The sequence below is a fragment of the Mycobacterium sp. 852002-10029_SCH5224772 genome (assembly GCF_001667315.1).
Classification (GTDB): Bacteria; Actinomycetota; Actinomycetes; order Mycobacteriales; family Mycobacteriaceae; genus Mycobacterium.
On sequence record NZ_LZHT01000067.1, the window covers coordinates 1 to 14,575 of the forward strand.

At 67.3% G+C, this 14,575-nt stretch carries 13 protein-coding genes, 1 tRNA gene and 1 pseudogene; 8 read left to right on the plus strand and 7 right to left on the minus strand.

The features are described 5' to 3' along the window. The first annotated feature begins 94 nt into the window (after positions 1 to 94). Positions 95 to 490 (plus strand): VOC family protein, encoded by a 396-nt coding sequence (locus A5775_RS11595; RefSeq protein ID WP_067252062.1) that lies wholly within the window; start codon positions 95 to 97, stop codon positions 488 to 490. A 5-nt stretch (positions 491 to 495) separates the two neighbouring features. Here the strand turns inward: A5775_RS11595 and A5775_RS11600 are convergent, their stop codons facing one another. Beyond that, positions 496 to 1,623, minus strand: a complete 1,128-nt coding sequence (locus tag A5775_RS11600) for an epoxide hydrolase family protein (protein WP_067252064.1) — start codon at positions 1,621 to 1,623, stop codon at positions 496 to 498. Continuing rightward, positions 1,620 to 2,261 (minus strand): nitroreductase family protein, encoded by a 642-nt coding sequence (locus A5775_RS11605; protein WP_067252068.1) that lies wholly within the window; start codon positions 2,259 to 2,261, stop codon positions 1,620 to 1,622. Before A5775_RS11605 ends, A5775_RS11600 begins: the two co-directional genes overlap by 4 nt. Before the next feature lie 109 nt (positions 2,262 to 2,370). Between A5775_RS11605 and A5775_RS11610 the strand changes: the two genes are divergently transcribed. Further along, positions 2,371 to 3,096: an adenosylcobinamide amidohydrolase gene (locus tag A5775_RS11610; RefSeq protein WP_197512523.1), complete on the plus strand. Its 726-nt coding sequence runs from the start codon at positions 2,371 to 2,373 to the stop codon at positions 3,094 to 3,096. Positions 3,097 to 3,132: 36 nt separating this feature from the next. On the opposite strand, the gene A5775_RS24810 is transcribed toward A5775_RS11610, so the two are convergent. From A5775_RS24810 to A5775_RS11630, 5 genes are all read right to left on the minus strand, one after another. Further along, positions 3,133 to 4,059, minus strand: a complete 927-nt coding sequence (locus A5775_RS24810) for a DUF732 domain-containing protein (protein ID WP_082952980.1) — start codon at positions 4,057 to 4,059, stop codon at positions 3,133 to 3,135. An 870-nt stretch (positions 4,060 to 4,929) separates the two neighbouring features. Then, a tRNA-Val gene (locus A5775_RS11615) sits at positions 4,930 to 5,004 on the minus strand. Positions 5,005 to 5,051: 47 nt separating this feature from the next. After that, positions 5,052 to 5,513, minus strand: a complete 462-nt coding sequence (locus tag A5775_RS11620) for a peroxiredoxin (RefSeq protein ID WP_067252071.1) — start codon at positions 5,511 to 5,513, stop codon at positions 5,052 to 5,054. Then, complete coding sequence (locus tag A5775_RS11625; protein ID WP_067252074.1) at positions 5,513 to 5,935, minus strand: DUF3052 domain-containing protein; 423 nt, start codon at positions 5,933 to 5,935, stop codon at positions 5,513 to 5,515. The genes A5775_RS11620 and A5775_RS11625 overlap by 1 nt, the downstream gene beginning before the upstream one ends. An 83-nt stretch (positions 5,936 to 6,018) precedes the next feature. Further along, the gene (locus tag A5775_RS11630) at positions 6,019 to 6,606 is read right to left on the minus strand and encodes a hypothetical protein (protein WP_067252077.1); all 588 of its coding nucleotides are present in this window, start codon (positions 6,604 to 6,606) and stop codon (positions 6,019 to 6,021) included. A gap of 184 nt (positions 6,607 to 6,790) precedes the next feature. Here A5775_RS11630 and aceE point away from each other — a divergent pair, with 184 nt between their 5' ends. From aceE to kasB, 6 genes and pseudogenes are all read left to right on the plus strand, one after another. Further along, a complete protein-coding gene (gene aceE / locus A5775_RS11635) occupies positions 6,791 to 9,580 on the plus strand; it encodes a pyruvate dehydrogenase (acetyl-transferring), homodimeric type (protein WP_067252079.1) in 2,790 nt (929 codons plus the stop codon). Between the two features lie 221 nt (positions 9,581 to 9,801). Then, positions 9,802 to 11,127 (plus strand): CdaR family transcriptional regulator, encoded by a 1,326-nt coding sequence (locus A5775_RS11640; protein ID WP_067252082.1) that lies wholly within the window; start codon positions 9,802 to 9,804, stop codon positions 11,125 to 11,127. Between the two features lie 140 nt (positions 11,128 to 11,267). After that, positions 11,268 to 12,176 (plus strand): ACP S-malonyltransferase, encoded by a 909-nt coding sequence (locus A5775_RS11645; RefSeq protein ID WP_067252085.1) that lies wholly within the window; start codon positions 11,268 to 11,270, stop codon positions 12,174 to 12,176. Between the two features lie 75 nt (positions 12,177 to 12,251). Beyond that, a complete protein-coding gene (gene acpM / locus A5775_RS11650; RefSeq protein WP_067252087.1) occupies positions 12,252 to 12,596 on the plus strand; it encodes a meromycolate extension acyl carrier protein AcpM in 345 nt (114 codons plus the stop codon). Then, a complete protein-coding gene (kasA, locus tag A5775_RS11655; protein ID WP_067252089.1) occupies positions 12,593 to 13,843 on the plus strand; it encodes a 3-oxoacyl-ACP synthase KasA in 1,251 nt (416 codons plus the stop codon). Before acpM ends, kasA begins: the two co-directional genes overlap by 4 nt. Before the next feature lie 136 nt (positions 13,844 to 13,979). Then, a pseudogene (gene kasB / locus A5775_RS11660) lies at positions 13,980 to 14,575 on the plus strand (3-oxoacyl-ACP synthase KasB); the annotation flags it as partial.

Consider the following 14,575-nt stretch of genomic DNA (forward strand, 5'->3'; position numbering starts at 1 on the left):
CATGGGGCCTGCTCAGATTCCCACTCTCCTTGTGGCACATGCGATCTCGTGCACGTCGGGGCCGCCGCGCCGTCGAGGGGCTAGAGTCGACGCCATGGCCTTCCCAGCGCTCAATCACGTCGCGGTCACGGTGCGTGACATCGAAGCCAGCGGCCGGTGGTATCGCAACCTTCTCGGCGCCGACCCGATCCTCGACGAGCACACCGACGCCGGCTTCCGGCACCAGGTGTGGATGCTCGACGGCGGCACCGTGTTCGGGATTCATGAGCACGATCGTCGGGCCCCCGACGAGGAATTCGACGAACTGCGGGTGGGGCTGGACCACGTCGGCTTCGGCTGCGCCAGCCGCGCCGAGCTGCAGCACTGGGTCACCCGGCTGGGCGAACTGGGCATCGACCACGGCGGCATCGTGGATGCGCCCTACGGCTCGGGGCTGAGCTTCCGCGACCCCGACGGCATCGCGCTGGAGTTCTTCGCCCCACCCGGCTGATCTGCTCAGCGCACCGTCGCGAAGAACGCGCGGAGGTCCTCGACGAACAGCTCCGGTTCCTCGAACGCCGCGAAATGTCCGCCGCGCGGCATGTCCGTCCAGTGGGTGATGTTGTAGACCGGCTCGCACCAACTGCGCGGCGCCTTGAGCAGTTCGCCGGGGAAAGCCGCGACGCCCGTGGGTAATTCGACGCGATCACCCCCGCCCCAGACCGAAAAGCTCTCCCAGTACAGCCGGGCCGACGACGCGGCGGTATTGGTGACCCAGTAGACCATCACGTTGTCGAGCAGCTCGTCGCGGCTGACCGCGTTCTCGGGATGTCCGTCGCAATCCGCCCAGTCCCAGAACTTTTCGACGATCCACGCCAGCTGGCCCACCGGCGAATCGGCCAGCCCATAGCCCAATGTTTGTGGCCGGGTGGACTGTTGCTTGGAATAGCCGGTGCCCCATTTGCGGTGATTGGCCAGCCCGGCCATGGCTTGGCGCTCCTCCTCGGTGGGATTCGCCATCGCCTCCTTGGTGGGTCTGCCGACCGGCATGTTCAGGTGGATGGCGTCGCAATGGCCGCGATTGCGACCGATCTGGGTGGTGACCGCGGCGCCCCAGTCGCCGCCCTGCGCGCCGTAGCGGTCGTAGCCGAGGCGCAGCATCAACGTTTCCCATGCCTCGGCGATCTTTTCCACACCCCACCCCGTCCCGGTGGGTTTCCCGGAGAACCCGTAGCCGGGCAGCGACGGGCAGACGACGTGGAAGGCGTCCTCGGCGCGTCCCGACGCGGGGTTGGTCAACGGCTCGATCACCTTGTGAAACTCCACGATCGAGCCCGGCCAGCCGTGGGTGATCACCAGCGGGTAGGCGTCGGCGTGCGGCGAGCGTTGGTGGATGAAATGGATGTCGAGCCCGTCGATCTCGGTGATGAATTGGTCGAAGCGATTGAGCGCGGCCTCCCGTGACCGCCAGTCGTAGTCGTTGGCCCAATAGTCGGCCAGTTCGCGGGTGTACGCCAACGGCATGCCCTGAGTCCAGTCGTCCACGCATTCGGCTTCGGGCCAACGCGTTCGGGCCAGCCGCGCGCGCAGATCGTCGAGAACCTCGTCGGAAACGTCGATGCGAAACGGCTTCGCCATGTTCATGACCGCGGCTCCAGAAATGCCCGGTTGCCGTACCGGTCCAGCGATACGAGTTCGCCGACCGGCCGACGCGTGGTGGGACCGTATTTGCCCATCGGCCAGCCCAACGGAATCACCGCGCACGGAGTCACACTGCGCGGCAAACCCAAAGCGCGCCTGGCCAATAACGTGCTCCACAGCGGCATCGTGATCAGCGCCGCACCCAACCCGGCCGCGCGCGCCGCCAGCAACAGGTTCTGTATCGCGGGATAGATGGAACCGTAGGCGCTGCTCGCAGCTATCGGCGGCCAGGGCGCGACGACACCCTTCAGGCAGGCCACCACGACCACGGGGATGTCGTCGAAGTGGTCCGTCTGCCATCGCACGGCTTTCAATACCCGCTGCATCTTGTCGTCCGGGCGGCGCCGAAGGGCACGCTGGTAGGCGGGCCCGACGGCCTTCATGGCGGTGCGCGTCAACCGGCCCAGCTTCGCGACGACGTCGCGGTCCTTGACGACGATGAACTCCCAGTTCTGCGCGTTGGAACCGGTCGGCGCCTTCATCGCCAGCTCGAGAAGATGCAGCACGAGCGCGTCGTCGACGGGGTCGGGCCTGAGGCGACGGATCGCGCGCTGGGTCCGCATCGCCTCTTCAAGAGGCATGTTCAGGGGTCCTTGTGGGCTCATGACCATGATTCAACACGGGCAGGCCACAGAACTTCGCCGCGCGCCCCGGTCAACCGAACGCGCACCGGCACGCGAGGATGTGACCATGGATCCCAGCTTGACCGCGCGGGTGGAGCGCACCCGGTCGGTCCCGGTGCTCGTCTGGCAATTCGGCGAACCCCGACTGTCCATCTCGTCGGGCCCACTCGGCGGCGGTGTCGGCGCCCGGGACTGGTTGATCAACGCGACGGTCCCCCTGGATTACGACCGCACCGATCCGGACCGCCACCTGACCGAGATCGGTGCCGCGTTGGGGCTCGCCGGCGCCGGCTGCGGTCTGCTCACCGCGGTCGACGTGACCCGCCACCACCTCGCCACGGACGGCGGCGTGCATGCCACCGCGACAGTCGGGCTGTCCAGCCCGGCCTGGGCGGCGGCGCCCGACCGGCACTTCCGCCGGGAGGTGCCGGCCGGCCTGCGCACGACCGCGTTCACCGACTACCAGATCGTCGAGTACCGACCGCTCACCGACGGCGACGAGTACCGGGTGGGGACGATCAACATCGTGGTTGCGGTGCCGGTGCGGCTATCTGAGGCGGCGCTGGTCAACGCCGTGGCCACTGCGACGGAGGCCAAGGTGCAGGCGTTGCACGAGGCCGGGGTGCGCGCCACCGGCACCGCCTCGGACGCGGTCGTGGTGCACTGCCCGACCGACGGGACCCCGGAGGCATACGGCGGACCGCGCTCGGTGCTCGGTGCTCGGATCGCACGGGCCGTGCACGCTGCCGTGCTCGCGGGCACCAGGTCCTGGATCTCAAGCCCTGCCGACTAGAGCTCAGGCCGTCGCGAGGCAATCAACGGCAGGGTCTCACGGTGCGAGCCTGACATAGCCAGGCCCCATGGGCGGCGCGGGCGGCGGCGGTGGAGGCGGCAGTTCCGGCGGTGGAGGCGGCAGTTCCGGCGGTGGCGCCGGCAGTTCCGCCGGTGGCGGCGCCGGCTGCTGGGGCCGGGGCGCCGGCTGCTGCGGTCGAGGCGCGGACTGCCGCGGTCGAGGCGTAGCGATCGGCGCGGGGGGCGTGCGGAGATCCGCGACCGGTGGCGGTGGCGGTGCCGGAATCTCCGGTGGGTTCGGCTGGGCAATGTCTCCAGAGGGGACCGCGCCAATCCGCGAGCCGGGCACTGTGCGATGCGCGGGTTCGCCACTGGAGCGGCCCGCCGCCAAGGCGTCCCCGTCCGTCAAATGTGGCAATCGAATTGCATCGGTGCTCAGCGGTTCCTGCCCTGGCACCAGCGCCGTTGCCGGTTCCAGCGCAGCACCCGCTGAGTTGACCGCGTGGTGCGCGTATGCGGCCCCGTGGTGCGTCGACTCCCTCCAGTCCGACGTGGGATTAGCCGTAATGGAAGCCAACTTGCCGCGGTCGTACGGGCAGTAGGCTCCCACTGCCGCGGTAATGAATTTGGCCTCGGTGCGCGCCAGACGACCGGGGGCGTAGCCGCGCTCGGCCGGGTCTTGTTCGTACGCATTCTGGACCATCGCGTCCACGACGGCATCCGCCGAAAAGCCGGCATCTAGTGCGCGACAGACTTTATGGGCTGTGTCTATGAGGGTCGGTACGCCCTCGAGGGCAGGTATGCCCTCACTATCGAGCAGTGCCAGAAACTGGTCGTCTTGGCTTGAGTTGGCCCCTGCTGCGCCGGCGCACAGAATCGAAGCGCCGGCCAGCACCAGGGTGGCAAAAACCAGCGCACCGGTGTGGCTGGTGCTGCCGGTGGACCTGGTGGTGCCGGTAAACATGGCGGTATCTCCGTTCTGTCAGGGCTCGTCGGCTGACGGGCTGGGGGGGTTGAGCTACGCCACAGGTGTGGGTAGCCGCGGGACGAGCACGGCCTGACCGGACGCACGAGCTGGGGACAACGGTGGCGGGACTGCAGCCCATGCCGGGCTGGTGCCAATTGCTGCGGGGCCGCTGCGAGCGGTAATGCGCCTTGCACGCTTGTCGAGGTGGCGCCCGAGTTGGAGATGCGGCTGGCGGACGCGGTTTGGAAGCGGTGTTGTTCGCGCGCACTGGCCGCGCGGCGACGGTAAGCGTCCGGACGTCGCCGGTGCTATGCGCTATTCCGCAGTTCCGCGCAAGGATTGCGTAGTAACCATCCCCGAGTTTGGTCAGCAGACCATTCCGAGGGCGCGCTTCGCGGCGGACAAACCTAGACTGTTGGCGGGCGTGGAGCCCGCCGATTGCCCTACATTCTGGCAGCCGCAGAATAACGTGTCCAGCAAACACTTCACCGCTGGCCAACGGCATACCGGTAGTGTACCGCTGCGGATCCGACATGGGCTATAGGCAAATCCTGAGTCCTTGCTGGACGTTAGCTGTAATCCCTTCAGCGAAAGCACAATTCGATAGGCGGGCAATCACCTGACAAAAGATCATCGATAGAGCATCAATCGGCTGGCGGTACCGCGCGAAAATGCTGTCAACCCGATAAAGGATCAGCGTCGCGATGATTTGCGAAACCCACACTTTGAAAATCGGAGGCCTATATATGAAGGCCTTCGGCCGCTACACCGGGTTCTCCCCTGACACGGGTGGCGGGAGAGGTTCCACGCCATGTGACAACGCCAGGCACGCCCCCGCACGACCGAGTGGTGACCCGCGTTAACGCTTGGTGGGCGCGGACGGTATCGAACCGCCGACCGCTGGTGTGTAAAACCAGAGCTCTACCACTGAGCTACGCGCCCTTATGCCCGCCGCAGGCTACACGCCCGACCGCGGGGAGCCCAAACTTTCAGGCCGTCAAAGCCGCCAGGGCGTCGGTCCACAGCCGCTGGTCGCGGGACTCGCCGGGCTGCTTCATCTCGGCGAAGCGAATGATCCCGGATCGGTCGACGACGAACGTCCCGCGGTTGGAGTAGCCGGCGTCGTCGTTGAACACGCCGTAGCTCTGGCTGACCGCGCCGTGCGGCCAGAAATCCGACAGCACCGGGAAGGTGAAGCCGCTGTCCAGCGACCAGACCCGGTGGGTGGGCGGCGGACCCACCGAGATGGCCAGCGTCGCGCTGTCGTCGTTCTCGAAGTCGGGCAGGTGATCGCGCAGCTGGTCCAGCTCGCCCTGGCAGATCCCGGTGAACGCCAGCGGGAAGAACACCAGCAGGACGTTCTTGGCGCCGCGGTAGGAGCTCAGCGTGACGCGCTGTTGATTCTGGTCGCGCAGGGTGAAGTCCGGGGCGGCGGTGCCGACCGACAGCATCAACGCTTCCCGGCGCGGGACTTGGGCTGCACCAACCGGCTGGCGCTCCAGTCTCCGAGGTTGACCGACGAGGTCGGCATCAGGCCGGCGGTGGGCGCCGCCTCGGCGATCTCGGCCGGCAGCACGTGTCCGGGCTTTCCGGTCTTGGGCGTCAGCACCCAGATCACGCCGTCTTCGGCCAGCGGGCCGATCGCGTCCATCAGCGTGTCCACCAGGTCGCCGTCGCGGTCCCGCCACCACAGCAACACGACGTCGACTACCTCGTCGGTGTCTTCGTCGAGCAGCTCGCTGCCGCAGGCTTCCTCGACCGCAACCCGGATCTCATCGTCGGTGTCTTCGTCCCAGCCCCACTCCTGGACAACGTGGTCCCGTTGGATGCCCAGTTTGCGAGCGTAGCTCGGGGCGTCATCCGCCGCGACCACCGTGGAGCCTCCTTCAATATCCTGGCGATGTGCGATTCGGGATTATCGTCGCACAGCGCGAATCCCGTGCAACTTCCGCCTCATTACGTCGCCAGGCAGAGTTTGATCGCCTTCTTTTTCGTGTCGTTGAGTTGATCGACCCGTTTGTTGAATTCCGACGTCCCCGCGTGTGTGCCAATGGCGTTGGCGACCGAGTGTGCGGCATCGATATACGCGTTGAACGCGTCCTTGATCTGCTGCGACATCGCATCATTGAAGCTGTTGGCCACCGTCGTGGCGCTGTCGTTGAGGGCGTCGATGGCCGGGCCCTCGGTGGGGCCGGTGCCGCGGCCCGAATTGAACGCCTGGACGAAGTCGTTGGTCTTGTCGATCGCGTTCTTGCTCGTGGTGATCAGCGTGGCGCAGGCGGTGCGCACCGCCTTGGTGGTCAGCGACTGTTGGCGCTGGGACTCCCGGACGCTCGACGTCGCCGCCGACGCCGACACCGATACCGACACCGACTGCCGGTAGGCCGGGGCCACTTTGGTGTCGGGGGTCGCCGTTCCGTTGGTGACGGAGGTGCATCCCACGATGCCCATCAGCGCGGCGGCGACACAGCCGAGGGCCAAAGCGCCGCGCCGGGGGAAAGCCCCCACCTGCGCATGAGGGACGGCACGCCACCGGATGAGCACAGGCCTGACGTTACCGGGTGGCTTGTACGCCCGCCCCATACACGCCGAGTTGGTGTGCGCCGGGTCAGCTTCCGTCGGCTACCAGACGTCGGCTACCCGCGCGCGACTCCAGTGCGGCACGATGGTGGGCAGGGTGCGAACCACCCGTTATGGCACACATCCCGCCAATTACAGGAGCAGTGGGTTGACAACCGAATTCGTGCGCCACGATCTGGCCACAAACCCCAACGGCACAACCGAACCCGACCGCGTCCGGGTGATCCGCGAGGGGGTGGCTTCCTACCTCCCCGACATCGATCCCGAAGAGACCTCGGAGTGGTTGGAGTCCTTCGATGAATTGCTGGAGCGCTCCGGCCCGTCGCGGGCGCGCTATCTGATGCTGCGACTGCTGGAACGGGCGGGCGAGCAGCGCGTCGCCATCCCGGCGCTGACGTCCACCGACTACGTCAACACCATTCCGACCGAACTGGAACCGTGGTTTCCCGGCGACGAGGACGTCGAACGACGCTACCGGGCGTGGATCCGATGGAACGCCGCCATCATGGTGCACCGCGCTCAGCGCCCGGGAGTTGGTGTGGGCGGCCACATTTCGACGTACGCCTCTTCCGCGGCGCTGTACGAAGTCGGGTTCAACCACTTCTTCCGCGGCAAATCGCATCCCGGCGGCGGCGACCAGATCTTCATCCAGGGCCACGCGTCCCCGGGGATTTACGCGCGCGCCTTCCTGGAAGGCCGGCTGACCGCGGACAAACTCGACGGCTTCCGCCAGGAGCACAGCCACCCCGGCGGCGGGCTGCCGTCCTACCCGCACCCGCGGCTGATGCCCGACTTCTGGGAATTCCCCACGGTGTCGATGGGGCTGGGCCCGATGAACGCGATCTATCAGGCCCGTTTCAACCACTACCTGCACGCCCGCGGCATCAAGGACACCTCCGACCAGCACGTGTGGTGCTTCCTGGGCGACGGCGAGATGGACGAGCCGGAAAGCCGCGGCCTGCTGCACGTCGGCGCGCTGGAGGGCTTGGACAACCTGACGTTCGTGATCAACTGCAACCTGCAGCGCCTCGACGGCCCGGTGCGCGGCAACGGCAAGATCATTCAGGAGCTCGAGTCGTTCTTCCGCGGTGCCGGCTGGAACGTCATCAAGGTGGTCTGGGGCCGCGAGTGGGACGCCCTGCTGCACGCCGATCGCGACGGCGCACTGGTGAACCTGATGAACACCACCCCCGACGGGGACTACCAGACCTACAAGGCCAACGACGGCGCCTACGTGCGCGACCACTTCTTCGGCCGCGACCCGCGCACCAAGGCGCTCGTCGCGAACATGAGCGATTCGGAGATCTGGAATCTCAAGCGCGGCGGCCACGACTACCGCAAGGTCTACGCCGCCTACCGGGCCGCCGTCGACCACAAGGGGCAGCCCACGGTGATCTTGGCCAAGACCATCAAGGGCTACTCGCTGGGGGCGCACTTCCAGGGCCGCAACGCCACGCATCAGATGAAAAAGCTTGCGCTGCAAGACCTCAAGGACTTCCGCGACGCTATGCGAATACCGATCAACGACGCCCAGCTGGAAGAGGATCCCTACCTGCCGCCCTACTTCCACCCCGGCTCCGACGCCCCCGAGATCCGCTACATGGTCGACCGCCGGCGCACCCTCGGCGGCTTCCTTCCCGAACGCCGGACGAAGGCCCGGCCGTTGCGGCTTCCAGGCCGCGACATCTACGGCGCGCTGAAGAAGGGATCGGGAAACCAGGAGGTCGCCACCACTATGGCGACGGTACGCACCTTCAAGGAAGTGTTGCGGGACTCCGAAGTTGGCCCGCGGATTGTGCCGATCATTCCCGACGAGGCGCGCACGTTCGGCATGGACTCGTGGTTCCCGTCGTTGAAGATCTACAACCGCAACGGCCAGCTGTACACCGCCGTGGACGCCGAGCTGATGCTGGCTTACAAGGAAAGCGAAGGCGGCCACATCCTGCACGAGGGCATCAACGAAGCCGGATCGGTGGCGTCGTTCATCGCGGCCGGCACCTCGTATGCGACGCACGACGAGCCGATGATCCCGATCTACATCTTCTATTCGATGTTCGGCTTCCAGCGCACCGGTGACGGCATGTGGGCGGCGGCCGACCAGATGACGCGCGGCTTTCTGCTGGGCGCCACCGCGGGACGCACCACGCTGACCGGCGAGGGCCTGCAGCACGCCGACGGCCATTCGCAGCTGTTGGCGACGAGCAACCCCGCGGTCATCGCCTACGACCCGGCGTTCGCCTTCGAGATCGCCTACATCGTGGAGAGCGGGCTGGCGCGGATGTTCGGGGAGAACCCCGAGAACGTGTTCTTCTACATCACCATCTACAACGAGCCGTACGTGCAGCCCCCCGAGCCGGACAACTTCGATCCCGAGGGCGTGCTGCGGGGCCTGTACCGCTACCACGTGGCCACCGAACAACGCGCCAACAAGGCGCAGATCCTGGCTTCGGGGGTGGCGATGCCGTCGGCGCTGAACGCCGCGCAGATGCTGGCCGCCGAATGGGACGTCGCCGCCGACGTGTGGTCGGTGACCAGTTGGGGCGAATTGAACCGCGACGGCGTCGCCATGGACAGGGCGAGGCTGCGCCACCCGGACCGGCCTGCCGGCGTCCCGTACGTCACCCAGGCCCTGTCGAACGCCAGCGGTCCGGTGGTCGCCGTCTCGGACTGGATGCGTGCCGTGCCCGAGCAGATCCGGCCGTGGGTTCCGGGCACCTACGTGACCTTGGGCACCGACGGGTTCGGCTTCTCCGACACCCGGCCCGCGGCGCGGCGGTACTTCAACACCGACGCCGAGTCGCAGGTGGTGGCCGTGCTCGAGGCGCTGGCGCGCGACGGCGAGATCGACCCGTCGGTGCCCGTCGCCGCCGCCCGCCAGTACCGGATCGACGACGTGCAGGCCGCCCCGGAGCAGACGTCCGACCCCGGCGTGGCCTGACGGCGCCCGTCGCTTGGGGCCTCGTTCGCCGAGCGTGACGCCAGCGTCACGCTCGGCGGCTCTGCGCAGCGGCCCGAGGGCCCGCTCACCGAATGTGCGGCCAGCCGCACGCTGGGCGCCGAATGTGCGGCCAGCCGCGCATTCGCGCCACGCGCCCAGGCGCCACGCGCCCACGTGCCCTTTTGGCGGAAACTTCCAGAAATGTCGCGTAGGTTTTAGGGGTGAGCGACAACCCCTTCGCCGGCCCGTTCGCCAAGCATCCGCGCTCACCGCTGGAAACGTTGGATTCGGTCCCCGAATCCGTACTGCGTCGGCTGAAGCAGCACTCCGGCCGGCTGGCCACCGAGGCCGTCACCGCCATGCAGGATCGGCTGCCGTTCTTCGCCGATCTGGAAGCGTCCCAGCGGGCCAGCGTGGCGCTGGTGGTGCAGACGGCCGTCGTGAACTTCGTCGAGTGGATGCAAGACCCGCACAGCAACGTGAGCTACACCGCGCAGGCCTTCGAGCTGGTGCCCCAGGAGCTGCAGCGCCGGATCGCGTTGCGCCACAGCGTCGACATGGTGCGCGTCACCATGGACATCTTCGAGGAGGTCGTCCCGCTGCTGGCCCGCTCCGAGGAGCAGCTGACCGCCCTGACGGTGGGCATTCTGAAATACACCCGCGACCTGGCGTTCACCGCCGCGGGCGCGTACGCCGACGCGGCCGAGGCCCGCGGCACCTGGGACAGCCGGATGGAGGCCAGCGTGGTCGACGCCGTGGTCCGCGGCGACACCGGCCCGGAGCTCCTGTCCCGTGCGGCGGCGCTGAACTGGGACACCACCGCGCCGGCGACGGTGGTGGTCGGCACCCCCGCGCCGGGCCGCGACGGGTCGACCGGCCCGGGCGACAGTGAGCGCGCGAGCCAGCGCGTCCGCGACATCGCCGCACAACACGGCCGCGCGGCCCTCACCGACGTGCACGGCACCTGGCTGGTCGCCATCGTGTCCGGTCAATTGTCGCCGACCGACAAGTTCCTCGGGGATCTGCTGGTCGCGTTCGCCGATGGCCCCGTGGTCGTCGGGCCCACGGCGCCCATGCTGACCGCGGCCTATCACAGCGCCAGCGAGGCGATATCCGGGATGAACGCCGTCGGCGGCTGGCGCGGCGCGCCGCGTCCGGTGCTGGCCCGCGAGCTGTTGCCCGAACGGGCGCTGATGGGCGATGCGTCGGCGATCGTGGCCTTGCACACCGACGTGATGGGGCCGTTGGCCGACGCGGGTCCGACGCTGATCGAGACTCTTGACGCTTACTTAGATTGTGGCGGCGCGATTGAAGCTTGTGCCAGAAAATTGTTCGTTCATCCAAACACCGTGCGCTACCGACTCAGGCGGATCACCGACTTCACCGGCCGCGATCCCATGCAGCCGCGCGATGCATATGTGCTGCGAGTGGCGGCGACGGTCGGCCAGCTCAACTACCCCACCAGCCCCGCTGGAGCCGCCAACAACGCCATGCCCGTGGTTCCGCTGCCGGTCAAAGGGGCTGCCACGGGCCAAATCGGGCGATAGTGACCCAGGGCACAGATCGCGGGACGGTATCAAACCCGTAGCTTACGGAGCCGTTTTGTAGGGTGTACACAAAAAGCTAAGACGAGGTTCATAATCTGTTACACCCGCCAAAACCGTTTCCACAGTGTTCTCTTAAACACGTGATTGCTTTGCTTGCGCCCGGACAGGGTTCGCAGACCGAGGGGATGCTCTCGCCATGGCTGGAGCTCGCCGGCGCCGCTGACCAGTTGGCGCTGTGGTCCAAGGCCAGTGGCCTCGACCTCGTGCGCCTGGGCACCACCGCATCGACCGAAGAGATCACCGACACCGCGGTCACCCAGCCCCTGGTCGTCGCAGCCACGCTGCTCGCACACCAGGAGCTGACCAAGCGCGGCCTGCTCGCCGACCAGGACCTGGTCGTGGCCGGTCACTCCGTCGGTGAGATCGCCGCCTACGCGATCGCCGGCGTGATGGCCGCGGACGACGCCGTCGCGCTGGCCGCCACCCGCGGCACCGAAATGGCCAAGGCGTGCGCCGTCGAGCCGACCGGGATGTCCGCCGTGCTCGGCGGGGACGAAGCCGAGGTCCTGGCCCGCCTCGAGCAGCTCGACCTGTTCCCCGCCAACCGCAACGCCGCCGGGCAGATCGTCGCCGCCGGATCCCTGGCCGCGTTGGAGAAGCTCGCCGAAGACCCGCCGGCCAAGGCCCGGGTGCGCGCCCTCGGTGTGGCCGGAGCGTTCCACACCAGGTACATGGCGTCGGCGCTCGACGGCTACGCCGCCGCGGCGGCTGCCGTCCAGACGGCCGAGCCCACCGCGACGCTGCTGTCGAACCGCGACGGCAAGCCGGTCACGTCGGCCGCAGCGGCGATGGAGGCGCTGGTCGCTCAGCTGACCCAGCCGGTGCGCTGGGACCTGTGCACCGCGACACTGCGCGAGCTGGAAGTTGGTGCCGCCGTGGAGTTCCCGCCTGCGGGCACGCTCACCGGTATCGCCAAACGAGAACTTCGGGGAGTTACGGCTCGTGCCGTCAAGTCGCCCGCAGACCTGGACGCATTGGCTGACCTTTAGACCAGCTGCGACCAGTACAACCACATAACACGTCAGTTCGACTAACTCACAACACATTACGAAGGGAAGCACGCTGTGGCTGTCAGCCAGGAAGAAATCATCGCCGGTATCGCGGAGATCATCGAAGAGGTGACCGGTATCGAGCCCTCCGAGGTCACCCCGGAGAAGTCGTTCGTCGACGACTTGGACATCGACTCGCTGTCGATGGTCGAGATCGCCGTGCAGACGGAGGACAAGTACGGCGTGAAGATCCCGGACGAGGACCTCGCCGGTCTGCGCACCGTCGGTGACGTCGTGTCCTACATCCAGAAGCTCGAGGAAGAGAACCCCGAGGCTGCCGAGGCGCTGCGCGCCAAGCTGGAGACCGACAACCCCGACGCGGTCGCCAACGTCAAGGCAAGGCTGGAAGCGGACAAGTGAGTAAGCCTTCCACTGCTAACGGCGGTTACCCCAGCGTTGTGGTAACCGCCGTCACGGCGACGACGTCGATCGCGCCGGACGTCGAGAGCACGTGGAAGGGCTTGTTGGCCGGCGAAAGCGGCATCCGCGTCCTCGAAGACGACTACGTCACCAAGTGGGACCTGCCCGTCAAGATCGGTGGACACCTCAAGGAGCCCATCGACGAACACATGAGCAGGCTCGACATGCGACGTATGTCGTACGTCCAACGGTTGGCCAAGGTGCTCAGCGGTCAGCTGTGGGAGAACGCCGGCAGCCCGGAGGTCGACCCCGACCGGTTCTCGGTCGTGGTCGGCACCGGCCTCGGTGGCGCTGAAAGGATCGTGGAGACCTACGACCTGATGAACGAGGGCGGCCCCCGCAAGGTGTCGCCGCTCGCCGTGCAGATGATCATGCCCAACGGCGCCGCAGCCGTGGTGGGTCTGCAGCTCGGTGCCCGCGCCGGGGTCATCACCCCGGTGTCGGCCTGTTCGTCGGGCTCGGAGGCGATCGCCCACGCGTGGCGTCAGATCGTGATGGGTGACGCCGATTTCGCCGTCTGCGGCGGTGTCGAAGGTCTCATCGAGGCGCTGCCCATCGCGGCGTTCTCCATGATGCGGGCCATGTCCACTCGCAACGATGAACCGGAGCGCGCATCGAGGCCGTTCGACAAGGACCGCGACGGCTTCGTGTTCGGTGAGGCCGGCGCGATGATGATCATCGAAACCGAGGAGCACGCCAAGGCCCGCGGCGCCAAGCCGCTGGCCCGGCTGCTGGGTGCCGGCATCACCTCGGACGCGTTCCACATGGTGGCCCCGGCCGCCGACGGTGTGCGCGCGGGTCGGGCGATGACACGGTCGCTGGAGCTGGCGGGGTTGTCCCCCAAGGACGTTGACCACATCAACGCGCACGGGACCGCGACGCCGATCGGTGACACCGCGGAGGCCAACGCCATCCGGGTCGCCGGCTGCCAGCATGCGGCGGTGTACGCACCGAAGTCAGCCCTGGGCCACTCGATCGGTGCGGTCGGGGCGCTGGAATCTGTTCTGACGGTGCTGAGCCTTCGGGACGGCGTCATTCCGCCGACATTGAATTACGAAACCCCCGATCCCGAGATCGACCTGGATGTTGTCGCAGGCGAACCTCGCTACGGCGATTTCCGTTATGCGATCAACAACTCGTTCGGCTTCGGTGGTCACAACGTGGCGCTCGCTTTCGGGCGTTACTAAAGCTGGTGTCCGGCGACGATGCGGGCCGCAAACGGCCCGACGAGGAACCGGACGACACGGATGGTGGTGACCGCGTCCCCCGGCCTCGCCGGGTGCGCGATCACCACTGAGCACGAAAGGAACGTTCGCAAGACCCATGACAGAGCTGGTTACCGGGAAGGCACTCCCGAACGTGGTCGTCACTGGCGTTGCCATGACGACCGCACTGGCGACTGACGCCGAGACCACGTGGAAGCTGTTGCAGGACAGCCAAAGTGGTATCCGCAGACTCGAGGATCCGTTCGTCGAGGAGTTTGACCTGCCGGTGCGCATCGGCGGTCATCTGTTAGAGGAATTCGACAGCCAGCTGACCCGCGTCGAGCTGCGCCGCACGGGTTACCTGCAAAGGATGTCCACCATCCTGGGCCGTCGAGTGTGGGAGAACGCCGGCTCGCCCGAAGTCGACCCCGATCGGTTGCTGGTGTCGATCGGCACCGGGCTGGGTTCCTCGGAGGAGCTGGTCTTCAGCTACGACGACATGCGGCAGCGTGGCATGAAGGCGGTCTCGCCGCTCGGGGTGCAGAAGTACATGCCCAACGGGGCCGCCGCGGCGGTGGGTCTGGAACGGCACGCCAAGGCGGGGGTGATCACGCCCATCTCGGCGTGCGCATCCGGCTCCGAGGGCATCGCCCAGGCGTGGCGCAACATCGTCTTCGGAGAGGCCGACATCGCCATCTGCGGTGGTGTGGAGGT

Coding starts and splice junctions, on each gene's coding strand:
- A5775_RS11600 (WP_067252064.1), bottom strand. CDS start 1,623: ATGAACATGGCGAAGCCGTTTCGCATCGACGTTTCCGACGAGGTTCTC.
- A5775_RS11610 (WP_197512523.1), top strand. CDS start 2,371: ATGGATCCCAGCTTGACCGCGCGGGTGGAGCGCACCCGGTCGGTCCCG.
- A5775_RS24810 (WP_082952980.1), bottom strand. CDS start 4,059: ATGTTTACCGGCACCACCAGGTCCACCGGCAGCACCAGCCACACCGGT.
- A5775_RS11620 (WP_067252071.1), bottom strand. CDS start 5,513: ATGCTGTCGGTCGGCACCGCCGCCCCGGACTTCACCCTGCGCGACCAG.
- A5775_RS11595 (WP_067252062.1), top strand. CDS start 95: ATGGCCTTCCCAGCGCTCAATCACGTCGCGGTCACGGTGCGTGACATC.
- A5775_RS11605 (WP_067252068.1), bottom strand. CDS start 2,261: ATGCCTCTTGAAGAGGCGATGCGGACCCAGCGCGCGATCCGTCGCCTC.